Below are 24,136 nucleotides of genomic sequence, written 5' to 3'. Positions count from 1 at the left end.
CTTATATAGTTCGGAATGTTTAAATAGGTATTTTATTTCAATCGTTCCTAAATTGAGTAGTCGTTTAATAGTTTCACTTCACAATTTTTAAAATCGTTCATTTAACCAACTTTCCACTCTTTTTCTGAGAAAATCGGGTTCAAAATATCCAGGGGAAAACCCTGATCTTTATAAGAATTCTACCGCAAAAATACCCACTACTAGGTATTTTTTGCATTACACCCCATCTCTATCTTAGCCGTTAAAATAATCTTAAAAATCCAACAATTATGAAAACAAAAAACTTTTTTCAGCAAGGCTTTCTATTTTTAGCAATAGGCCTAACCACGGCAATTACAAAAGGGCAAGCCATTCTCACCGTGGACAACTCTCCCGGCTCCGTGGCAGCTTATTCAAATCTTCAGACGGCCCACGATGCAGCCAGCGCCGGAGATATTATTTATGTGCAACCCTCGGGAACCGGTTATGGCAATTTAACTATTTCAAAAGCAATTACCATAGTGGGGGCTTCGCATAGCGAGCCTACCAATATCAGTCAAATAGGCACTATTTCCATAACCGCATCAGATATAATTTTAAAAGGTTTATCTATTTCTTCAATAAGCACAATTGGGGGCGGTACGGTACCTTATGAGAATATTGAGATTTTTGAGAATAAGATAGGTAGTATCTCTATAGGAAACGGGGTGGATCAAACCATTGATAACATTGTTATTCAGGGCAACCAAATTAATTTCATAGGACAATATAATAATGCTGCAAACGTGTTAATAACAAACAATATAATAGCAAGCATAACTATTTCCAATGCAGCGACTATTGTAGTGAGCAATAATATTTTCCGAAGTGTATATAGCAATGATATTAATATCTACAATTACGGATTGGGAACTGCAAATCTTTCGAATAATATGTTTATTTTTAGTTATCCTTATGGCAATACATCAGTCAATTTGTCTGGCGGTCCTTTCCAGCTGAGCAACAATCTTTTTTATAATTATTATTCTTCTTATCCTGTAAGCTTAGCAGGTAACTACAGTGAAACTGAAAGTTTTTTTAACACCGATCCCCAGTTTGTAAACGTAGATTATGCCACTTGAGGAAATTTTGCCGCATATGATTGGAATGGAAACTTTGGAGCCACCCCTGCTGATCTTACCTTAATGCCCGGATCCCCAGCATTAACAGGTGGCGTTGGAGGGACCGAAATCGGTATTTCCTCCAACTTCAACTATAAATATCTAGGCAATCCAAGAGGGGTTCCAGCAATGGATATAGTGAGTTATAACGGTACTGTCCCAAAAAACGGAACGATCAACGTTACCATCAACGCAAAAGCCCATTAATATGAGAACGCTATACATAGCGCTCTTACTGCTCTTTGCCTTTGCCACCACAAGCGCACAAACGCTTACACAGTTCGAGTATTATTTTGATACCGAACCGGGAATTGGCAACGGCACGGCAGTTACCGCAAACGCAAATACGGGCGAGCTATCGCAGACTCTCAGCATTCCCTTAACGGGATTGGCAGAGGGCTTTCACAAAGTGGTAGTGCGTGCCAAAGACGACAACAATGTGTGGAGTATGTACTCTATTACAAACTTTTACATCTCCGATTTTGGAGAGGTTAGGACTGTTCCAAATCTCGCCGCTGCCGAATATTTTTTCGGAGTCGATCCGGGCATAGGGAACGGTACAGCCCTGGCAGTTCCAGCGAATACTGGAGAAGTAAATACAACGTTTGCTATCCCGCTGGGAAATCTGCCAACCGGCTTTCATGCAATAACCCTGCGCGCAAAGGATACCGATGGCACTTGGGGATTATATAGCACAGCGCGTTTTTATATTTCGGATTTTATTGCGGATGAAGTAAAAGACGTTGTGGCACTTGAATATTGGTTTGATACGGATCCAGGAGTTGGCAATGCTACGGGTATTTCGGTTACTCCTTCCCAAATGATAAATCAGGTAATCCCGATACCTTTAAATGATTTATCTATAGGATTTCATAAAATAGGAATCCGGGTCAAGAATGCGGATGGAACTTGGAGTTTGTACGACCAAAAACTATTTTATATCAATGAGGAATATATTGTTTCACCACTTTCAGACGCCGAATTTCTTTTTGATGCAGAATTCGGTTTTGGTACGGGAACTAGTGCCGTCCTAACTCCTACTGGCAATCCCGATGAATTCACCGTTGAAATACCAACCGACCTGATAAACTGTGGAGTTCACGATTTGTCTCTTTCGGTTAAAAATTCCGAAGGAAAATATTCATTATATAAGATTGCCGAAAACATTGACGTATTTGACGATTTGCCGCCAACAATTGTGGCTCAGGATATTACCGTTCAGTTGGATAATTCCGGAACGGCAAGCATCACCGTGGAAGATGTAGATAATGGAACCTATGACGATTGCCAACTGGCCTCACTAGTTTTGGATATCACGGAATTTAGTTGTGCTAATTTGGGTGAAAATACCGTGACCCTGACCGCTACCGATGCGGAAGGAAATGTTTCAACCGGGACAGCAATTGTTACTGTTGAGGACGTTATAGCACCAAGCGTTTTTGTTCAAAACATAAGCGTGGATCTGGATGCCACTGGTACGGCAACTATCTCTGCGGAAGATATTGACAATGGTACTTTTGATAATTGTACAATAGCCTCTATCAGTATTGATATAGATACTTTTAGCTGTTCAAACATCGGCGCCAATACCGTCAATTTCACTGCCGAAGACCAGAGCGGAAACAGTACTACCGTTTCCTTTACGGTTACGGTTACCGATCCCCTCGGTTCCTGCATTCAAGTACCCGTTGCGGTTTGCCAGCCTTTGGCAATCAACAGCAATAACAATTGCCAGGCAAATGCAACAGCACAAGCCTTTGATGGTGGTTCTTACGATCCCAACGGATTGCCATTGACCTACACGGTAGATCCAGTAGGGCCTTATAACGTTGGAATTACCAACGTAACCCTTACCGTAAGCAACGGAACTGATTCCGATAGTTGCACCACCACCATTACCGTAGTGGATAATACCCCTCCGGTGGCCAATTGTGTCGCTCCCTTTGCCGTTCAGTTAGATGCCAATGGGCAGGCCAGCATCTCCGTGGCCGATATAGATAATGGCAGCTCGGACAACTGTGGTATTGCAAGTGCATCCATTGATGTTACCGATTTCAGTTGTGGAGATATAGGCGAGAATACAGTGACCTTGACCGTTACGGATATCAGTGGACACGTTTCCACTTGTTCAACTGTGGTTACTGTTTTCGATCCGTTTGGAGCGTGCAACGAAGCCCCTACCGCAGTATGTCAGGCGGTTACCGTAAGTACGGAGGCAAATTGTGAAGGCAGTGCCATAGCCCAGGATTTTGATAGGGGCTCTACCGATCCCCATGGGAATCCGCTTACGTTTACGGTAAATCCAATGGGGCCTTATCCTCTTGGAATTACCCAGGTCACTTTGACCGTCAGCAATGGAACATCTTCCGATAGTTGTACCACTACTATCACAGTGATAGATAACACGGCTCCAGTAGTCAGTTGTGCTGCGCCTTTCACTGTCCAGTTGGATTCCAACGGCAGCGCCAGCATCACGGTATCGGATATCGATAACGGCAGCTCCGATAACTGTGGCATCGCAAGTATGGCAATTGATAAGGATTCTTTTGATTGTTCCGATATAGGTGAAAACACCATAATCTTAACGGTAACCGATTCAAGCGGAAATGTTTCTACCTGTACTACTGTCGTAACCGTGGAGGACAGTCTTTCGCCGATTGCCAGTTGCGCCGTCCCGTTCACCCTACAGTTGGATGCCAACGGCAGCGCCAGCATCGCGGTATCGGATATCGATAACGGCAGCTCCGATAACTGTGGCATCGCAAGCATGGCAATTGATAAGGATTATTTTGATTGTTCCGATATAGGTGAAAACACAATAACCTTAACGGTAACCGATTCAAGCGGAAATGTTTCTACCTGCACTACTTTTGTGACTGTGGAGGACAACATTGTTCCCACTGTTTTTACACGTGACATCACTGTGCAATTGGATGCCAATGGAAATGCAAGCATCACGGCAATGGATATTGACGATGGCAGCTCAGACAACTGTAGTATCGCCAGCTTGGAAATCGATAAGGATACTTTTAATTGTTCTAATGTTGGTGCATACACGGTGACATTGACGGTTACCGACGTACATGGAAATTCCAGTTCGGCCACTGCAACAGTTACCGTTGAAGATCCACTTGAAACCTGTGATGGCGTGGTTCCAACGGATAACTTTGTTACCACTTGGAAAACCACAATGCCCAATGAGACCATCACCATACCTACCACTGGGTCAGGTTACAACTACAGTGTTGATTGGGGAGATGGAAACTCGGATGCCGGGAAAACAGGAAATGCTTCCCATATCTATGCCACTCCTGGAATTTATACCGTTAGTATCAGTGGTAATTTCCCACGTATCTATTTTAACAATGGTGGCGACAGACTTAAAATTCGATCTATTGAACAGTGGGGCAACATCCAGTGGTCGTCTATGAACAGTGCATTTGCGGGTGCCGAGAACTTAGTGAGCCACGCAACCGATATGCCGGACCTCTCAATGGTTAACGATATGTACGGAATGTTCGCATATTGTAGAAAATTCAACGGCGATGCAAATTTTGGAAACTGGAATGTATCCACTGTAACCAATATGGAAGCTATGTTCGGGGAGCCTCTATTTTTAATTATCCTATCGGTGGTTGGAACGTGGCCAACGTGACCAGTATGGAGCAAATGTTCCATGGAGCTACAATATTCAACCAGAACCTTAATTCGTGGAATGTGGCAAGCGTAACAACTATGAAGAATATGTTCGCTTCTGCTATGGATTTTAACCAAGATCTTGGCAATTGGGACGTGGGCAATGTGACAACGATGAATTCCATGTTCTCCCATGCCAACCAGTTTGACCAAAACATCGGAGGATGGAACGTGGCCAACGTTACCGATATGGCCAATATGTTCAATAACGTGACCCTTTCCACAGCCAATTACGATGCGCTGCTGAACGGATGGAACAGTCTTCCTTTGCAATATGGAGTCAAGTTCAGCGGTGGCAACAGCAAATATTGCAGCGGCAAGCCGGCACGCGACAACATGATAGCCACCTTTGGGTGGATCATCACCGACGGCGGACAGTTGTGCCTCAGCACCGACCAGTTCATCACCACCTGGAAAACCACTGCTGCCAACGAGAGCATAAGCATACCGACTACCGGCAACGGCTATTACTACAGCGTGGACTGGGGAGATGGGTCTTCGGCAACCGGGATCACCGGCAATATCTCGCACAGCTATTCGGCGGCGGGCGTCTATACCGTTAAGATAAGCGGTGCATTCCCGCGCATCTATTTCAACAACGGCGGCGACAGGCTCAAGATCATGTCCATCGAGCAGTGGGGTTCCAACGTATGGACCTCGATGAACGGAGCCTTCGCGGGCTGTGAGAACCTTGTGAGCAATGCCACCGATATGCCCGACCTCTCGCAGGTTACCGATATGTACGGAATGTTCGCCTTCGCAAGAAAATTCAACGGTGACGCCAACTTTGGAAACTGGAACGTGGGGAACGTGACCGATATGAGCGGGATGTTCGCAGGGGCGTCGGTGTTCAACCACCCCATCGGCAACTGGAACGTGGGCAACGTGACCAGTATGGAGAACATGTTCAACGGAGCAACCAGGTTCAATCAGGACCTTGGCATCTGGAACGTGGGCAGCGTGACCAGCATGAGAAACATGTTCAATGCTGCAATGAGGTTCAACCAGAATATTGGCAGTTGGAATGTTGGCAACGTGACGGACATGTACTTTATGTTCTTCCACGCCAACAGGTTCGACCAAGACCTTGGGGGCTGGGAAGTAAGCAACGTTTCCAATATGACCAACATGTTCAGGAACGTAACCCTTTCAACAGCCAATTACGATTCGCTATTGAACGGTTGGAGCGCCTTGCCACTTAAGCACAGGGTTAAGTTCCACGCGGGCTTCAGTAAATACTGTGCCGGTGAGCCGGGCAGGATCACTATGACAGACTCTTTCCTTTGGACTATCCAAGATGGCGGCAAGGATTGCGGCGTCAATAACGCTAGATTGGACGTAGGCGGCAATGCTCCCTTGTTCGGCGTGGCCCTCTATCCAAACCCTATGAAGGATGAACTGGCCCTGGACAATCCCAAGAACGTAATTCTTGAGAGCATCTCCATTTTTGACCTTACCGGAAGGTTGGTGCAAAAGGTAGAGCTCAATGGAATGACTACCGGAACCGTCATCGACGTATCCAGACTTTCCAGTGCTACCTATATGGTAATAATAACCGGCGAAGGTGGAAACAAAACAGAATTATTGATCAAGGAATAGGTTAATTTAATAGTCAATTAGGTTCCTGAAACCCTCCCTTCAAAAAATGAAGGGAGGGTTTTTTTATGGGATAGGAAAAAATTATCTAAGAGTAAGTTGAGTTTTCAATACCCTTACAGATTAAGGGAACTTAAACTATTATTGAATGTTTTTGAGTATTGGGGACAAGGATCAATTCAGGTTCAATTTCAAAAGCAATTTACAAAACACTCTTTTGTCAATAACCATATACATTTTATTACCTTTGCGCCACATATTTTAAAACATGATTTCAACAGAAAAAAATACCGTTAAGCTCAACACCATTGAAGAGGCTATTGAAGATATCCGAAATGGAAAGATAATCATTGTGGTGGATGATGAAAACCGGGAAAATGAAGGAGATTTCATAGCTGCGGCCGAAATGGTTTCTCCCGAGATGATAAACTTTATGGCCACTCACGGGCGCGGACTCATCTGTGCTCCGTTGACGGAAGAACGTTGTAATGCATTGGATTTACAGATGATGGTAGAAAACAATACCGTTTTGCACCACACCCAGTTTACAGTTTCGGTAGATCTTATCGGTCATGGATGCACCACGGGTATCTCGGTGCATGACCGTTCAAAAACCATTAAAGCGTTGGTAGATGAGAATACCAAAGCGAATGATTTAGGAAGGCCTGGGCATATTTTTCCTCTGCGCGCAAAACAAGGTGGTGTACTTAGAAGAACAGGACATACCGAAGCGGCCATTGATCTCGCCCGTTTGGCGGGGTTAAAACCAGCAGGGATTCTTGTGGAAATATTGAATGAAGACGGCACCATGGCTCGACTTCCAGAATTAGTTGAAGTTGCAAAGAAATTTGATCTGAAACTTATTTCAATCGAAGACCTTGTGAAATACAGAATGGAGCACGATTCCCTTATTGAGAAAAAGGAGGATTTCAACATCCAGACCAATTTCGGAGAGTTTCGATTGCGGGCCTATAAACAAACTACAAATGGCCAAATACACTTGGCCCTAACAAAGGGTTCTTGGAATCCAGATGAACCTGTACCAGTTCGAGTAAATGCAACGTTGGTAAACAGCGATATTCTTGCTGCACTGACGAACAATGCGGAAAAGAAATTGGACGATATGTTCAATATCATAAATAAGGAAGGAAAAGGAGCTATTGTTTTCATCAACCAAGAAAGCCAATCCCTTAACCTCTTAAGCCGATTGAAGGAACTAAAAGAAATGCAAAAACCCAATACGGTGGTAAAAGCTCCGCGAATTGACATGGACAGTAAGGATTTTGGGATCGGCGCCCAAATAATCCACAATCTCGGAATCCATAAAATGCGCTTACTCTCAAACAGTAAGCAAACAAAGCGTGTTGGAATGATCGGATACGGTTTGGAGATTACAGAGTATTTAAATTATTGATTGGGATAAAATAACATCGAATTTTTTTACAGTTCGTAAATCTGATTTTGGTCATCGTTTGAGAAACTGAGAGTTTGTAATTTCACAACCTTAAAAATCTTTTCAAATGGCCGCAACTCTTATTTCGAAATATAACGTTCCCGGTCCAAGATATACCAGTTATCCAACAGTGCCTTATTGGAACAGTTCTGAATTCACCCAGAAACAATGGACGATCGATATTAAAAGAAGTGCCGATCAAAGCAATAATTCAGAAGGAATAAGTATTTATATCCATCTTCCATTTTGCGAGAGTCTTTGCACTTTCTGTGGTTGCAACAAGCGGATTACCAAAAATCATAAGCTCGAAATTCCTTATTTGGAATCCTTGCAGCAGGAGTGGGATCTTTATCTCCAGATGTTCCCACAAAACCCAAAATTAAGGAAATGCATTTAGGAGGAGGAACACCCACTTTTTTTGCGCCTGAAAACCTGGCCTTAATGTTGAAAGGAATATTTAGGAATGCCACAATTGCTGACGATCCTTCCTTTAGTTTCGAAGGCCATCCCAACAATACTACCCGCGCACATTTACAAACCCTCTTTGATTTCGGCTTTACCCGCGTATGCTATGGAGTTCAGGATTACAATACTGAAGTTCAGCTCGCAATCCATAGATTGCAGCCCTTTGCCAATGTAAAAAAGGTTACCGAAACTGCAAGGGAAATGGGTTATACTTCCATAGGACATGATATTATTTTTGGATTGCCTTTTCAGAAAAGGGATCATATTATCCATACCATTGAAAAAACCAAAGAATTGATGCCCGACCGGATTGCGTTTTACAGTTATGCGCACGTGCCCTGGATAAAAGGAAACGGTCAACGTGGGTTTAAAGAAGAGGATTTGCCAAGTGCTTCAGAAAAACGGGATATGTATCAAACAGGCAAAAAAATGCTGGAAGAAGCCGGATATATAGAAATTGGAATGGATCATTTCGCATTAAAAACGGATAGCCTGTACAGAGCGATGGAAGACAAAATTCTTCACCGTAATTTTATGGGCTATACCGAAAGCAAAACACAATTAATGATCGGTCTGGGAGTTTCTGCAATAAGTGATAGCTGGTACAGTTTCGCTCAAAACGTGAAAAATGTTGAGGAATACCAAGAATTATTGTCACAGGGAATCTTGCCCGTATACAGAGGTCATAAATTAAATTCTGAAGATCTTGTTATTCGCCGTCACATTTTAAACCTAATGTGCAAACTCGAAACTTCTTGGGAAGCACCTGGATTACACTTTCCCGAATTGCCTGAAGTATTGATAAACCTAAAGGAGATGGAATTGGATGGATTGATAGAAATTGGGGCCAATTATATAAAAATAAATGAAAACGGCCGACCGTACGTTCGCAATGTTTGCATGGCCTTCGACCTTCTTTTGCAGCGCAGCAAACCGGAGACGCAACTATTTTCGATGACTATTTAGTGAATACGAAGAAAGGCTTAGTTTAATTATTAAATTGTTATTCGTAATCTTCTATGTTGATGGGCAATTAAATTAGTTTTCTCCCAAAGTTTCGGTCTTGGCTTATCCCGAGCATCTCGGAAAGACTCAACTTAACATTCCTAACATTTTTTTGGAAAAAAATTACAAAACCGAAACAATCGCATTGTGCATTTTCTGCGCTCTTTCCTTTACTTGCTCTTCCGTCCAACCAATTTTTATTAGAGAAGAAATAGTTCTTCCCATAACAGCGTCACTTTTTGAAAAGTCGGTATTGTTTAAATCCTGCATTTGGTTTCGAATCTCAGATGAAAGCGGTCCCAAACTTTTCTTATTCTTTAAATGATGCCAACCATTTATATAATGCCAATTATTGGTGTACCAATAGAAACACGAATCCACTCCTTGTTCCGACAATGCTTTATGGACTTTTTTGGCCAATTCTTCAGTGGGAAGAAAGAAATTCAAAAATGAATAATTTTCGACCCCACCTTGAGGAACGCGTCTAAAGGATACTCCCTCAATTGTTTCCAAAGCATTGCGAAGTATGGTATAATTTTTCTTCTGAATTTCTAAAATATTATCCAGTTTGTTGAGTTGTGCCAAACCTACCGCGGCGTTCAATTCCGAAATACGGAAATTGTACCCTAAAAATGGATGGTCTTCCGCTCCCCTATCCTTGCCCACGTGATCGTGACCATGATCCTGATAGTGGTCCGCGTTTTGAGCGAATTTTGTATTATTGGTAATAACTGCTCCTCCTTCACCACAGGTAATTGTTTTTACATAATCAAATGAAAAGCAACCCAGGTCTCCATAACTGCCAAGAGATTTTCCTTCGTAAGTTCCACCGAGTGCCTGACAGGCATCCTCTAAAAGAATCAGGTTGTTTTGGTCGCAAATTGCTTTCAATGCTTTTAAATCTGCCATTGAACCGCACATATGCACAGGCATCACACATTTGGTCTTATCCGTAATTGCCGCCTCCACAGCTTTTGGATTCAGGGTCAGCGTATCATCAATATCTACCAAAATAGGAACTGCGCCCAAAGCCAAAATGGATTCAAAACTTGCAACAAAAGTGAAAGTTGGCATAATAACCTCATCGCCCGCGCCGATACCAGCGGAAGCCAATGCTACGGTTAACGCTGCGGTACCACTGGACACCAACTGGCAATGATCAACATCCATACGTTTGGCAAAAGCGGTTTCAAATTCCTTTGCTTTCCAATGTTTATTCCGCATTCCGTCGAAGCCATAGCGCATCAAAACTCCTGTTTCCAATACTTCGTTTACTTCTTTGCGCTCCTCGTCGCCAAAAATTTCAAATCCAGGCATATTTTTATTGAATAATGTTTATTGTATTTCAGACTTGGCTAAAGTTGGTTGTTCGCTCTGATCTTGACGTTATCTGACAGTCTTCATTTTCGATCTGCCACTTCGCCCACAAGTTTCATTTTCTTCGATTTCGTTTTCGATTTCGATTTCGTTTTCGATTTCCAAAGATAAGCCTTGGGCCATTCAACAAAAAGCAACTCGCATAAAAAAAACCTCAACTCTCGTCAAGGTTTTCAAATTCTGTTTTGGATTCCTAATAATCGGGACCTCATTTCATTTAAGCATTAAGATTTCTTCATTTTATCCTCAGGCGGAAATAAGCCCGGTTGGGCATTCTGGAAAAATTGCTGGTGCAGCGAATCCATTTGCTTCAATTGTTTCTGCATATCAGGGAAAAAATCCTCCCAATGGTTTTCGAAATAACCTTTCTCAAAGAGACCATTTCCAAGGGAATCACTTTCAAACGGAGCCAAGAAATCCTGTGAAAATGAACTGGGCATTCTTTCCCGCATATATTTTCGGAAGGACGTTAGGGCACTGTCCATGTCTTGTGGCTGTATTTCCTTTCCGTTAATGTTTCCGTAGGAATAGGTATAAATAGAATCATAACGGATCAAATTTCCGTTCTCGTCCACCTCTTTGTTCACTCTCCATGTCCCACGAGGTTCTACTTGAGTTTCCGTCTCATTGTTCATCGCGGATTGGTTTTCCGTTCCCTTCTTTTTTTCTTGGGCATTGCAACTTGTTAAACTAAAAGCAATGGCAAAGGTTAAGACTATCCTTTTCATTTCTAAAAATTTAAATTATTACTTAAGTTTTCTTACTCCAAAAAGCCAGAAGATTTTCAACAAAAAAAATACCATTTTTTAATTTATAATAAAGAAACGAGAATACCGATGGGAATAATAAGTAATTTTTAACATTTTGAAGACTAGAAGATTACTGATTGGAAATTATGTCAGTCTAATCAAATTTTATGACAAGCTCTTCCACCCCTCGACGGACTTTTTTAAGGTTGCTGAAAAAATCCGTTTCATCCCGATATCCAACAGGTAAAACTATAACCGATTTCAATCCCTTCTCAGCGAGCCCAAGCAGTTTGTCGTAATTTTCGGGTTCGAAACCTTCCATGGGGCAGGAATCGATATTTTCAATAGCGCAAACCGTCAGTAAAGCTCCGAGGGTCAAGTATAACTGGTTCACCATCCATTGGCGGATTTCGAGCGCATGTTTTTCTGAAAAGGAACTTACAAGATCCTTTTCATAAGGCTCCAAAATCTCTCGGGAGGTATTTCTGGTATCCTCCACCCTCTTAAAATGGTCGACAATAAAATTGGCGTCAATTTCCTTTTCAATACATAAAACCAAAACGTGGGAAGCATCTCGAACCTGCGGTTGGTTAAAAGTGAATGACATCAACTTTTCCTTTATGGATGGATTGGAGACCACCACCATTTTTAGGGGCTGCAAACCAAATGAGGTTGCGGTGAGGTTAAACGTCTGTTTTAAAATATCGAGTTTCCCTTCCGAAAGTTTTTTGGTAGCGTCAAATCGTTTTGTGGCGTAGCGCCACTGTAATTTTTTTATTGTATTGGAGGCCATTTAAAATTGCTTAATCTATATCTACAAAAGTAGTGATAAAAAGGTGCAACCGATAAACTCCTTGTGTTCCAGAAAAATTTCAACAAAAAATGGTAAAAAACAAAAAAAGAGTTCCGAAATTGAAAAAGCTTTTTATATTTGCAATCCCTAAGCAAAAGCTTAAGAACGCATACCACTGGAGAAATGGCAGAGTGGTCGATTGCGGCAGTCTTGAAAACTGTTGAGGGTCACACCTCCGGGGGTTCGAATCCCTCTTTCTCCGCAAAAGGAAACCCACGATTTTTTTTAATCGTGGGTTTTTTATTTGGCGCAGCGATTCAAGCTATTTCAGCCTGAAAGGAGCGGAGACAAATAAAAAACTAGCCACTTCTTTTTCTGAAGTGGCGTGGGTTTCTATGCTTGTCCAGGATTACCTCTTGGGATCAATGAAATTAATCCCTCTTCCTCCGAAATGTCAACTGATAATCAGTTAGTTATGAGTTTGACACCCAAAATTACACCTAATTCTATTTGAATTGGGTGTTTTTTTGATATGTTATTAGGATTGGGTTTTCAAATTGGCAAAGTTTGCTGAAGGATTTATAAATAGTAGTAAAGGTCGATTTATCGAATTACATAAAATTCCTTTTCGTCGGATATAATTTGTATTCTTGCCGAGTGAATTTTGCACGAGATGTTGCAGTAGAAAAAAAATGTTTTGGAAAGTAATGCCGCTTTTTTAAGTAATAAAAAGTTTTCTGGAAAACTAGATGATAGATCAGAAAAACCTAAGAACGACGAGCTTCGTAAAACTGATACGAGTTTTGAAAAATCATTTGCCGAACGTTGGAAAACAAATCGTTTTTGGCTGGTTAAAGGTTCCTATTATATTCTCCATACCGTTTGGATGATCGTAATGATAGTCGGAGGCTTTATAGCTTGGTTAATTTCCCTGTTATTTATATGATACGAAGAATTCCATTAAGGATTTTACATCTTTATGTACTTCTTTCTCTAGTGCTGTTTTTATGCATCCAAAGTTGGAAATACTTTTCAGGGATCCCTTCCAATTGGGTTTTTCATTATTTAAATGATTTCTTAGCTATTCCAATAGTGGCTACAGTGTGTTTAAATGTGGTTTGGCTTATAAGAAATGATTACAGTCTTCGCCTGAATTTATTTACAGTTCTGAGTTTAGTAGCCCTATTTTCAGTTTTTTTTGAATACTATCTTCCCCAACAATCCCATCGCTATACAGGAGATGTCTGGGATGTAGTTTGCTATTTTTTGGGCGGGGTTGTGTTTTATTCTTTGCAGAAAATGGAATAGAATTCTTATTTCAAGAATGAACCAGTATAGATCTTTAGGTATTTTCGGTATCAGCGTGTTGGATATCCCTCAGGTATTTCGAAATTTATAGCTGTTTTCATAATTTCAAAATAGATTTACTATAAGGTGAGCGTTATGGCTCGCACCGGTGATACTTTAATATACGATCCAAAAAAATTCTTTAAAAGCTTCTTCTCAGTTATCATTAGTGAAATAATTAATACATTAAGCTGATTTAACAATTGGTGTTAATCCTATCCCGAAGATGTCTCTCAAATCCTCACTTTTACCATTAAAATTTCGTATTATTGATAAACAAGTCTAAATAGTCTGATTTAAAAACGGCCAAGGTCGGAATGAATAGAATTTGCTGTCTCCTCTTTTTATTTTTACAACTATCAAGCCTAGGGGCTCAACCAGATACGTATTCTCTTGAGAGTTCTGTAAACTTTCAAAAATTTGGCAAGAAAGATGGCTTGCCAAGTAGTAAAACAAAATCGGTTTTCGAAGATTCCAAGGGCTATATCTGGATTGGAACCTATGCGGGAATTTCAAGATTTGACGGACATTCATTCTATAGTTTTAAGGATCAAGACAATCGGGCACGCCATCAAATTGAACAAATAATTGAAATTGGGGATTATCGTATTCTAACAAGGGATTCTAGAGGCAGTATTGATATCATATATAAGAATAGAGTCATTGAAAAAATAGAAAATGATATAGCTAGATACGCTGTTTCAGGTGTCCATAACTTCCATAACAAATATTTCATCATTATAAAGCATCCTCGAAATAGCCATACTACTATTTTAGATTTCTACGATGCGAAAACTTTCAAAAAGGTAAAATCACAGTTCTTCCCATTTTATGCATCTGTGGAGAAAACCAAAGAAAATAATATTTTATTGCTTGTAGAAACCGAAGAGAAAAAGAAGAATTTAGAACTCTATAAGGTTGATGGCAACAATGACTTTCATCTAGTTGAAAAACAAGATTTACCCCCATTAGCGGAGCCCTTTAGTCGGAGTTATTACATATCGGAAGATCGACAGTATCAGTACGATTATCAAATAAACGATTATAAAATCGACAAAAACCAAAGAGCGGTAGAATATTCAAAAAATGATTTGGCCGATTTTAATTTGGACAAAACCTTTAAAAGCGAAGGCTACTTTAAAAAAGCTAAAAACAATCATCTACATTTTATCAATACTTCAAATCAAGTTTATGATTTTGGAGATTTGGCCAAGTTGTGTGGAAACATATTTATTGACCGTCAACAACGTTTTTGGGTCTGTTCCGAAAGTGCTCTCTATCTTTTTCCCAGCGTTGATATCCAAACTATGAGTTTAAATCTCACCGAAAATGGGAATGATGAAATATGGTCTATGACGAGAAAAGATGATGACTATTATTTTTCAAGTTATGACTTTGGACTGTTCAAAACGGAAAAGGATTTTAAAAGAACGAAGAAGGTAAAAACTGAAAATTTATTTAAAAACAGTAATGTCGCAGTTTTTGGTTCAACAAAAACCCCAAAAAACGGAGTGTTTATTCCGCATATGAGTTCAATTTTATATATCGATGAGAAGAATGAAAGCCATGTGGTTGATTTAGGATATAATAAGGATGTTTTTTCTTCTGCGATCCATCCCATTACCAAAGATCTGTATTTTTCCAGCTATATAGGAATATATCGTTTGGATGAAGAAAAAAAGAAGGCAGAGGAACTTCTAAAACTTCCCTATTCCGGAATAAATAGTGTGCTGGATATCGATTTTGATAAAGATGGCAATTTAATCGCAATGGGAAGCAGCGGAATGTTGATACAGGAAAATAATGAATGGCGTGCACTAATTTTAGAAAAAACCAAAGGTTATAGTCTCTGTTTAGACTCGTATGGAAGCAATTGGATAGGAAGTAAAAATGGACTTTTTGAAATGAAGACGGATAAATCCCTGAAAGAAGTCGATTTTGGCTTTCCCCTTCCTTGGATTTCAGATTTAAAGGTATATAAAAAAAAGTGGCTTCTTATCGGCACAGTCGATGAGCTGATTATATTCAATTTGGATCGCTACCATCAAAAGGACGAAATCGAATTTTATCGGTATGAATTGGTGCAATATTTTGCCAATGATGAAGGTGGACAAAATAACTTTTTTGAAGACGAGGATGGCGCCGTATGGTGGCCAATGAATGGAAAACTGGTCAAATTTTATCCCGAAAAGTTAATTCAGGACCAAGCCCTGCCCTGCCCTTCTATTTTTGGGATATTATTAAATATCGAAAACAAACCTCAACAACTCTCTCCCAGTAATGAAGAAGAGGTAATTGAAATTGACAAAGCACATCGGGAGCTCATTTTCCAGTTTGCAACGCCCTTAGTAATGAACCGCGATATTGTGAAATATAAAACAAGGTTGGTCGGGTTAAATGATAAGTGGGAGATTATTGACAATTCTAATGACATTACCTACAGAAACCTCTCGCCTGGAAATTATCAATTTGAAATCCAAGCCAGTATTGATGGCAAAAACTGGACAAAATCCGCACTTAGCAATCCTGTTACCATCGGAGCCTATTTTTATGAAACCCTTTGGTTCAAGGTGTTGATAGGAGTTTTAATCCTTTTTATCTTTTTCAATTTCATTAAAAATTATTTTCAGAAAAAACAGATCGGGTTAGAGACACAAAACAGATTGCTCTCCTTGCAACAGGACCTGAACAAAATGGAACTTTCCAACTTAAATAAACAACTCGATCCGCATGAAATAAAAAATTTATTGGCAAGTATTTCTCCCGAGATCCAGGAAAATGCTCCAAATGCGTACCGAAAAATGTTGAAGCTCCTAAACATAACCAAAGCGAGTTTGAACAACAGTTCTATGACAGAGAGCATAAAAAATCAAGTGCAACAAGTTGAAGATTACTTAAGTTTAAAAAAGAATACCTTATCTGTTCCTTTTGAATATTTCATAGAAAATAAAATTGAAGATCAAAGCGCTTCCATTCCAAGATTGATGCTAAAAAATCTAGCAGAAAACGCTGTCAAACACGGTATCAAGAACAATATAAACGGTGGAAATATAAACATAATCCTAACCGAAGAAAATCAGTTTATCTCTCTGATTGTCGATGACACCGGAAAAGGAAGAAATCCGGACACTCTCTCCGATAGTGGGATTGGAACCTCAACCTATCAAAATCTTTTTGAGATTCTAAATAAAAAAAATCCTGACTCCGCTACTTTCGAAATTATCGATAAAACAAAGGGGACGAAAGTGGAAGTAAGAATACCGAAGAATTATAAATACGAATGATTTTATGGATTACAATTACATTATTGTCGAGGACAACCCAAGTTGCATAGAAAACTTACGGATAGCACTGAAGTCTTACAATGGTTTTTCAGAAGTGGGAACTGCATCTACGCTGTCGCAAGGAATTTCGTTGGCTCTTACTGCAAAACCTCATCTTATATTTCTTGATGTACAGTTGGGTGATGAAATTGGTTTTGATCTTATCAAAGAAATACGGAAAAATGCCACTGATTTTCCATTTTTCATCATGACAACCGATTTTGATAAATACGGCAAGGAAGCTACCAATAATGATGCTCTATATTTTCTGGACAAACCCATCGATCCCGATGAGCTTTCCAAGGCCTTGTATAAGTTTGAAAACAGGGTTCTTGAACTCCAAGACCATATTACCATCAAAAACTCGAAGGGTCACTTTTTCATCGACCTGAGCACAATCCAGTATATTAAATCAAGCAACAATTATTGTATTATTTATAGAATGGATGAAAATCCAATGATTGTTTCCCGCACACTCAAAAATTTGGAAGTCTCTTTACCTTCTACCTTTTTACGGATTCACAAATCTTATATTGTCAATCGAAATCTTGTGCAAATGATCAATACAAGGACGAAGATCGTAAGACTAAATTTTAAGGATAAGAGAACGAATAACGAGTTGGAGTTACCAATTGGTAATAGTTATCTCGATAATGCACGGCGTATTTTATTGGATTATTGAGAAAAGCTTTTCCTTCTACTCTTTTCTTATAGCTGTTTCCTAAGTATACTACACTGTTCACCCTTTTTCTCCTATTTCACTGGCAATTATTGATTTCCCTACGCTATATTTCCATACTTATTTAACTTATGTATCCACCTTGGGACTCTTAAAACAAAACAAATTAAATAAATCAACATGAAAAAACTTAGACTTTTTCTCGTTTTATTTGCCAGTATATTAATCTTTGGATGTAGTGACGATGATGAAAGTGAAAAATCAGAGACACCAATTCAAGAAATAGTTACCGGAATAATTGGGCCTGAAGGGGGTAAAATAAATGGCCCTAATAATATTAATATCGAATTTCCTCAAGGGGCCGTAAATCAGGAGATAGAGGTACGTTTAGGATACACAGGAGAGGAACCACAAAACGTTCCAAATTCTTATGTTTCGGTTATAGGCTATCCGTTTTCCATTTCTATTCCATTAGATAGCCTTAACAAGGCCGCATATATTGATTTTAAAATTCCTACGGATTTTTCTACGAGTGACGAAGTCTCGTATTTCGTGTTTAACGGAGAAACTTATCTTCCCTTATTTTATTCTATCAATAACAATAGAATCAAATTAAAATTAGATGTTTTAAATTATTTTTCGGAATATAATCCAGCCCAAAATAAGGGAATGGGGCCAGAAGATGGTAAGAGGTCTGGTGTCGTTGGATTTTTAACAATAATCGGGATTAAGCATTTAACTAAACCTCCTGTCAATCAAATGGGATTGAAAGAAGTGGTCTTTCTAAATGATGGCACGGTTACCTATAATGAAGTAGGAAATATAAGCCCAAACGACAAAATAGCTGTCTTTGTTCATGGATTATTCAGTACTCCAGATACCTGGAAATCATTTATCCCAGAGTTCAAGAATAAAACTAATTTTAATTATACCAGAATTATGACTTTCGGTTATGACTCTTCTATTAATATTGATCAAAATGGACAAAAACTTGCCGAGTTGATAAATTCCAAATTTTCGGGAATTAAAGTTGATTTAATTGGACACAGTATGGGTGGTTTGGTATCACGATCCGCAATTGAGAATCACAACGCAGATATTCAAGTAAATAATTTGATTACATTAGGCTCACCTCATAAAGGATCACCTCTCGCTGTTGCTCGATACTTATTAGGTTACCTAATAGCATATGATAACCCTCTCAGCTTAAAATTCTACAATGATTATACTCAAGGAATTCAAGATCTAGAACCAAGCTCAAATTTTATTCAAAATCTGGAGAACAATCAGGAGTCACCCGTCCCTTATTACGCTATTTCCGCAATCAATGCACCTTGTCATCTTTATGGCGTAGTGATTGGAAACGGGTCTTGTTGGCCAGGTAGTTGGATATTGGAAGGAGACGATGATGGAGTTGTTTCTCAAACAAGTGCATTGGGGATCGCAAATAATAATAGCAGGGATTTACCAACCCAAATAAATATCAATCATTATATGGCGCATACAAGGATTACTGAAACCGCGGATTTTATCAATTTAGTTTCAGAATATTTGAACATCTCCAATAGTAATTTACCCATCCCTTCCGAAGGTTTGGTTGCTTATTATCCTTTTAATGGAAACGCAAATGATGAAAGTGGGAATGGAAATAACGGAACAGTATATGGGGCATCATTAACAGCAGATAGACATGGCCACCCGAATCAGGCATATAGTTTTAATGGAAATGGAGACCATATCAATTTTGGGAGTTCTGAAGATTTTAATTTCAACTCCTCGTTCTCTATAAGTTATTGGCAATATGCAAAGGATATAACTCGACAGCAATTGGTGATAGGAAAAGGTCGCGACATTGATCCTGGTTCATTCTCTATTTTTATAAACAACTTTTCTACGTGTTATGAATACGGAGATTATGGAAGTTTAGGCTCCGAAACTGCGGTTGAAAATCAATGGCAACACATAACTTGCGTTTACGATAAAGCTTCCGGTAAAAAAATGTTTTGGGTAAATAGTCAACTTGCCGATAATATTCAATGGAGAAATGATTTTGTAGTATCAAACGATTTTCAACTCATAATGGGAAAGCATATTATTTACAATAATGGGGATAGCGGTCCATGGCCATATTATTATCAAGGGTATATTGACGATATTAGATTATTTAACAGGGTATTGACCGAGTCCGAGATACAAGCCTTATATCAGGAATAAAAATAAGCCATAAAATAAAAGAAACTCTAAATGGAATATATTTCCTAAATATCGAATCTAAAAACCAGGTTCGCACGACTAAGAAGATTATCAAGGAGTAATTTATAGTTATTAATGGGGAGGAGAAACTGTCGATCTGTAATGGATCGGCAGTTTTTTATTTGGCATTTTTGTAATCACGGTTTCATCTTCTAAAAATTGATTTCGGAATTCAATCTTAAGTCCTACGAAATATCTTGCTACTATAAGAAATTGTTTTGCATTATATTTGAAATCCATAATTATAAAAACACCTATTTCAATTCCGAATCCCAAATCTCAAACTTGTCATACTGAGCCAGCCTGTCGTGCCTTGGCAGGCAGGCGTAGTCGAAGTACCAAATCCTCATGAAACAATTTCTTCTTTTACTTTCCCTCGCCCTAGCAATATTCTCCGTTCAAGGTCAAAGCACTAAAAAAGTACTATTTATCGGCAATAGTTACACGGCCGTCAATAATCTACCATTAATGGTGAGCAATATGGCCAACAGTACTGGTGACGAGCTTATTTATGACTCCAATTCTCCCGGCGGTTATCGGTTTATGAACCATGCTTCCGATCCGACAACATTGGCTAAAATAAACTCCAACAATTGGGATTACGTTGTATTACAAGCCCAAAGCCAGGAAACCTCATTGAGTGAAGCACAAATGCAGGCAGAAGTTTATCCGTATGCGGAATCTTTGAGCAATGCCATTCGGACCAATAATGAGTGTTCACAACCTCTATTTTATATGACTTGGGGAAGGGAAAACGGCGATCCTGTAAATTGTGCGGATTTGCCTTGGGTCTGCACTTATGAAGGAATGGATGATGTGATTAGAGCAACCTACATCTTTATGTCCGATAGCAATGACGCGGAACTTGCGCCAGCAGGAGCTGTTTGGAGATATATTAGAGAAAACCATCCGAGCATAAATTTGTATTCGCCAGATGAATCCCACCCTTCGATGGCGGGGTCATATGCGGTGGCCTGTGCTTTTTATGCGATGATCTATAAAAAAGACCCAACTTCAATTCCTTGGAATTCAACTTTAAATGAACCGGACGCCAATCTCATCAAAATGGCTGCAAAAAACATTGTTTACGATGTAATTTCCACTTGGGATTTCACGCAAAAACCTATTGCAGATTTCTCTGAAACCATAAATGGAGGAACAGTTTCTTTCACTAATACCAGCACCGACTTTGATACGATTTTTTGGGAATTTGGTGATGGGAATACCTCAACTGAGGTAAACCCCACTCACACCTATTTTGAAAATGGGATATACACCGTTTCTCAGACAATCGGTAAATGTGGGAAATCTGATACCAAGATCAAAACGGTGGAAATACAAACTTTAAATAAGCAAATCTTCAATCAGGAATCATTTAGTATTTATCCAAACCCTGCGCATAATATTTTGAATTTAAAGCTTAAAAAGAATTATAAGAATATTCAGATCATTATTTTAAATCTTTCCGGGAAAACGGTATTTAACCAATCGGTGGAAAATGTTTCAGATTTCACAATGGATATTTCAAGCTTAAGCAAGGGCTTATATTTGATAAAAATAGCTTGGGATAATATTTTTTACATAGAAAAAATGATAAAAAACTAATCTGAACTATAAATTCAGGAATATATATTTCAAAATTTTAAAAGGAACGCGCAAATTTAATTTTCATTAAAAGTAGGAAAGTGCTATTTTTCAACTTTATACAACACCAAATGGAAATTAAACTACCCCCCTATTTTTACCTTAACTCTCATTTGCTATGAAGAATCTTTACGTATTTGTGCTTTTATTTATAGCTACAATATTTGCTCCACCTAAAATATTCGCTCAATGCGAAGGGATCACCGTGGAGAGTATAACCAATCCGGGACCGTATGAGGTTGCAACACTTACTGAAGCAGACGGAATTAGAAATGGCCCTGCTTATTTGGGAGCTACCGTTTATTACCCTACAAATGCTACAGGTCCGTTTGCGAGTATCGCCATCATTCCGGGATTTACCGCTTTACCCATAAGTGTTTCAGATTGGGGACCTTTTTACGCTTCGCACGGAATTGTAACCATTATTATTGGAACCAATTCTCTTTTCGATTTCCCAGAAACCCGAGCGATGGCACTTATCGATGCACTTGAAACCCTGCGACAAGAAAATGTACGACCTACATCTCCTTTGGAAAATAAAATTGATACTGAAAAGTTTACTGTAAGTGGATGGTCTATGGGTGGAGGTGGCGCTCAGCGTGCAGCGGTTCTGGATAATACGATTAAGGGAGTTGTTGCTTTGTGTCCGTGGTTACCAAACCCCATTTTAAATCACGACAGTCCGGTTTTAATATTTAGTGGTCAGAATGATCCCACTGCACCGCCGGCACAGCACGCAAATATTCATTATAACGTTACTCCCAATACCACGAACAAATTACTTTTTGAAGTTAAAAACGGAGACCATTCCGTAGCCAACTCACCTACTGGAGCAAATGGAAATCTAGGTAAGATTGCCCTTTCTTGGCTTAAACTTTATGTAGAAGATAATGATTGTTATTGCCCACTCTTGACAGATGAGCTCTTGGTTAACCCGCCAACTGCTTCAAAAGTTGAATCAAGTTTTGAGTGTGAACTGGTAGGAATAGCTGAAAACGCTATAAATATTAGCGTCTTTCCCAATCCTACTCAGGATTTTGTAACAATAAACATTTCACAACCGGTTCATTTTAATGTCTTTTCCACTTTGGGCCAACAATTATTTTCTGGAGAAATAACGCCAAATAATAAACAGATAGATTTTTCTAACCTTGCTGCGGGAATTTATTACCTGCAGTTTGAAAATGAAATGATCCGGATAATAAAAAAATAGAAGAGAAAAATCAAAGTTAGCGAGAATGGATTACTACGAATACATGATTTTTTTTAAAACATATTAGTGCATTCGTGGTAAAATTTTCAGCATTAAATTTTATTGCATCAAAAATACTGCAATGAAACTTCAGGGTTTTGAGTCCGATAAAAAAACGAATAAATTAATTGCTTATCAGCCGAAAGGCTTGCTTGGCAATTTCCAATTCTTCTCTTGTGGGAACTATTAGCACTTTGGTTTTGGAATGAGAAGTATTTATTTCACGAATCTCATCCAAACGCATTGCATTTTTGTCTTCAGCTAAATGGATATTTAAATATTCCAAATCGGAACAAACTAAATTTCTGAGAAATGTAGAATTTTCTCCAATTCCGCCAGTGAACACAATAGCATCCACTCCATTCATTACAGCGGCAAAACTGCCGATATACTTTTTAATACGATATGCATTCATGTGCAAAGCAAGAAGGCAGTCTTCGTTCCCTTTCTCTGCTTCTGCCTCAATATCCCTTAAATCGCTATGGCCGGTAAGTCCTAGCATTCCACTCTTTTTGGTAATCAGATTATTTACATCATCCAAATTATACCCTTGTGAATTTACCAGATAAAAAATAATGGAATGGTCAATATCTCCACTTCGGGTACCCATAATTAATCCGGTAGTAGTTCCAAAACCCATGCTGTGGTCCACGCTCTCGCCATTTAAAACCGCAGTCATACTACAACCATTTCCTAAATGGATCGTAATTATCTTAGATTTTGTAAGTCTCAAATAATCAATCGCTTTTTCGGAAACATATTTATGGCTTATACCATGAAATCCATACACTTGAATTCCTTCATCATGCAATTCATTGGGAAGGGCATATTTTTTTGCTTTAAGCGGAATTGTTTGATGAAAAGCGGTGTCAAATACAGCAACCTGTTTTGCAAGTGGAAAAAGTTTTTCGGCCACCAGAATTCCTTCAAGATTGGGAGGATTGTGAAGTGGTGCCAGATCCGCATCTTTTTGAATTTCCTTCTTTACTTCGTCATTAATAAAAGTAATATTGGAAAAAGCATTTCCACCGTGGACCACGCGATGACCAACCACTGCTATTTCACTTGTATCACGAATAACTCCTTTTTCAGGATCTAGAAGAAGCTCTACAATTTCTTTTAAACCATCCGCATGAGTGTCAATATTAAGCGTTTGATTTATATTTACAGAAGAAGTTTTATACTTTAAAACAGCATCAGGGTGCCCTACCCGCTCAACCATCCCACTACAGATCACTTCCTCCGAAGGCATTTGGATCAATTGGAATTTTATGGAAGAACTTCCTGAGTTTATTACTAATATGTTCATCATATTTTTACTTATGGAAGGCGAACAGCGTTCCAGTGTTAATGAAATTATTTAAA

17 protein-coding genes, 1 tRNA gene and 1 pseudogene are annotated in these 24,136 nt (G+C 39.2%); 15 read left to right on the top strand and 4 right to left on the bottom strand.

Annotated elements, in window-relative coordinates:
- Positions 1 to 269: 269 nt before the first annotated feature.
- The 6 genes and pseudogenes from EI546_RS01375 to hemN all read left to right on the top strand — a co-directional run bounded on the left by EI546_RS01375 (position 270) and on the right by hemN (position 9,315).
- Positions 270 to 1,100 carry a right-handed parallel beta-helix repeat-containing protein gene (locus EI546_RS01375; protein ID WP_128248859.1) on the top strand — a complete coding sequence of 277 codons (831 nt, stop codon included), beginning with the start codon at positions 270 to 272 and terminating at the stop codon, positions 1,098 to 1,100.
- 63 nt (positions 1,101 to 1,163) lie between these two features.
- Positions 1,164 to 1,346: a hypothetical protein gene (locus EI546_RS01370; protein WP_128248858.1), complete on the top strand. Its 183-nt coding sequence runs from the start codon at positions 1,164 to 1,166 to the stop codon at positions 1,344 to 1,346.
- 1 nt (position 1,347) lies between these two features.
- Entirely contained in the window at positions 1,348 to 4,794 is a 3,447-nt protein-coding gene (locus tag EI546_RS01365) for a BspA family leucine-rich repeat surface protein (RefSeq protein ID WP_128248857.1), read from the top strand.
- Between the two features lie 80 nt (positions 4,795 to 4,874).
- On the top strand, positions 4,875 to 6,434 hold the full coding sequence (locus EI546_RS01360; protein WP_128248856.1) for a BspA family leucine-rich repeat surface protein: 1,560 nt from the start codon (positions 4,875 to 4,877) through the stop codon (positions 6,432 to 6,434).
- A gap of 265 nt (positions 6,435 to 6,699) precedes the next feature.
- A complete protein-coding gene (gene ribB, locus EI546_RS01355) occupies positions 6,700 to 7,845 on the top strand; it encodes a 3,4-dihydroxy-2-butanone-4-phosphate synthase (protein ID WP_128248855.1) in 1,146 nt (381 codons plus the stop codon).
- A gap of 106 nt (positions 7,846 to 7,951) precedes the next feature.
- Positions 7,952 to 9,315: pseudogene (gene hemN, locus EI546_RS01350) on the top strand (oxygen-independent coproporphyrinogen III oxidase).
- A 162-nt stretch (positions 9,316 to 9,477) separates the two neighbouring features.
- Here hemN and EI546_RS01345 read toward each other — a convergent pair.
- From EI546_RS01345 to EI546_RS01335, 3 genes are all read right to left on the bottom strand, one after another.
- The gene (locus EI546_RS01345) at positions 9,478 to 10,671 is read right to left on the bottom strand and encodes a DegT/DnrJ/EryC1/StrS family aminotransferase (RefSeq protein ID WP_128248854.1); all 1,194 of its coding nucleotides are present in this window, start codon (positions 10,669 to 10,671) and stop codon (positions 9,478 to 9,480) included.
- A gap of 284 nt (positions 10,672 to 10,955) precedes the next feature.
- Positions 10,956 to 11,459, bottom strand: coding sequence for a hypothetical protein (locus tag EI546_RS01340; RefSeq protein WP_128248853.1), 504 nt, complete (start codon positions 11,457 to 11,459; stop codon positions 10,956 to 10,958).
- Positions 11,460 to 11,634: 175 nt separating this feature from the next.
- The gene (locus tag EI546_RS01335; protein WP_128248852.1) at positions 11,635 to 12,273 is read right to left on the bottom strand and encodes an NAD(P)H-dependent oxidoreductase; all 639 of its coding nucleotides are present in this window, start codon (positions 12,271 to 12,273) and stop codon (positions 11,635 to 11,637) included.
- A gap of 177 nt (positions 12,274 to 12,450) precedes the next feature.
- Here EI546_RS01335 and EI546_RS01330 point away from each other — a divergent pair.
- The 9 genes from EI546_RS01330 (at position 12,451) to EI546_RS01295 (ending at position 22,732) form a co-directional block, all read left to right on the top strand.
- Positions 12,451 to 12,535, top strand: a tRNA-Ser gene (locus EI546_RS01330).
- A gap of 435 nt (positions 12,536 to 12,970) precedes the next feature.
- Positions 12,971 to 13,219: a hypothetical protein gene (locus tag EI546_RS01325; protein WP_128248851.1), complete on the top strand. Its 249-nt coding sequence runs from the start codon at positions 12,971 to 12,973 to the stop codon at positions 13,217 to 13,219.
- Positions 13,216 to 13,581 carry a hypothetical protein gene (locus tag EI546_RS16095; RefSeq protein ID WP_164905144.1) on the top strand — a complete coding sequence of 122 codons (366 nt, stop codon included), beginning with the start codon at positions 13,216 to 13,218 and terminating at the stop codon, positions 13,579 to 13,581. The genes EI546_RS01325 and EI546_RS16095 overlap by 4 nt, the downstream gene beginning before the upstream one ends.
- Positions 13,582 to 13,937: 356 nt before the next feature.
- Complete coding sequence (locus tag EI546_RS01320) at positions 13,938 to 16,904, top strand: triple tyrosine motif-containing protein (RefSeq protein ID WP_128248850.1); 2,967 nt, start codon at positions 13,938 to 13,940, stop codon at positions 16,902 to 16,904.
- 4 nt (positions 16,905 to 16,908) lie between these two features.
- Positions 16,909 to 17,625, top strand: coding sequence for a LytR/AlgR family response regulator transcription factor (locus EI546_RS01315; RefSeq protein ID WP_128248849.1), 717 nt, complete (start codon positions 16,909 to 16,911; stop codon positions 17,623 to 17,625).
- Between the two features lie 177 nt (positions 17,626 to 17,802).
- Positions 17,803 to 19,836: a LamG-like jellyroll fold domain-containing protein gene (locus EI546_RS01310; RefSeq protein WP_128248848.1), complete on the top strand. Its 2,034-nt coding sequence runs from the start codon at positions 17,803 to 17,805 to the stop codon at positions 19,834 to 19,836.
- A complete protein-coding gene (locus tag EI546_RS16685; RefSeq protein WP_128251503.1) occupies positions 19,797 to 19,937 on the top strand; it encodes a T9SS type A sorting domain-containing protein in 141 nt (46 codons plus the stop codon). Before EI546_RS01310 ends, EI546_RS16685 begins: the two co-directional genes overlap by 40 nt.
- Before the next feature lie 286 nt (positions 19,938 to 20,223).
- Complete coding sequence (locus EI546_RS16640) at positions 20,224 to 21,480, top strand: T9SS type A sorting domain-containing protein (RefSeq protein WP_128248847.1); 1,257 nt, start codon at positions 20,224 to 20,226, stop codon at positions 21,478 to 21,480.
- 157 nt (positions 21,481 to 21,637) lie between these two features.
- Positions 21,638 to 22,732, top strand: coding sequence for a T9SS type A sorting domain-containing protein (locus EI546_RS01295; RefSeq protein WP_128248846.1), 1,095 nt, complete (start codon positions 21,638 to 21,640; stop codon positions 22,730 to 22,732).
- A gap of 163 nt (positions 22,733 to 22,895) precedes the next feature.
- Here the strand turns inward: EI546_RS01295 and EI546_RS01290 are convergent, their stop codons facing one another.
- The gene (locus tag EI546_RS01290; RefSeq protein WP_128251502.1) at positions 22,896 to 24,080 is read right to left on the bottom strand and encodes an acetate/propionate family kinase; all 1,185 of its coding nucleotides are present in this window, start codon (positions 24,078 to 24,080) and stop codon (positions 22,896 to 22,898) included.
- Positions 24,081 to 24,136: the final 56 nt, after the last annotated feature.

The organism is Aequorivita sp. H23M31 (assembly GCF_004022485.1).
Classification (GTDB): domain Bacteria; phylum Bacteroidota; class Bacteroidia; order Flavobacteriales; family Flavobacteriaceae; genus Aequorivita; species Aequorivita ciconiae.
The sequence above is the reverse complement of the archived record's forward strand: the minus strand, read 5'-3'. Positions and strand labels throughout refer to the sequence as shown.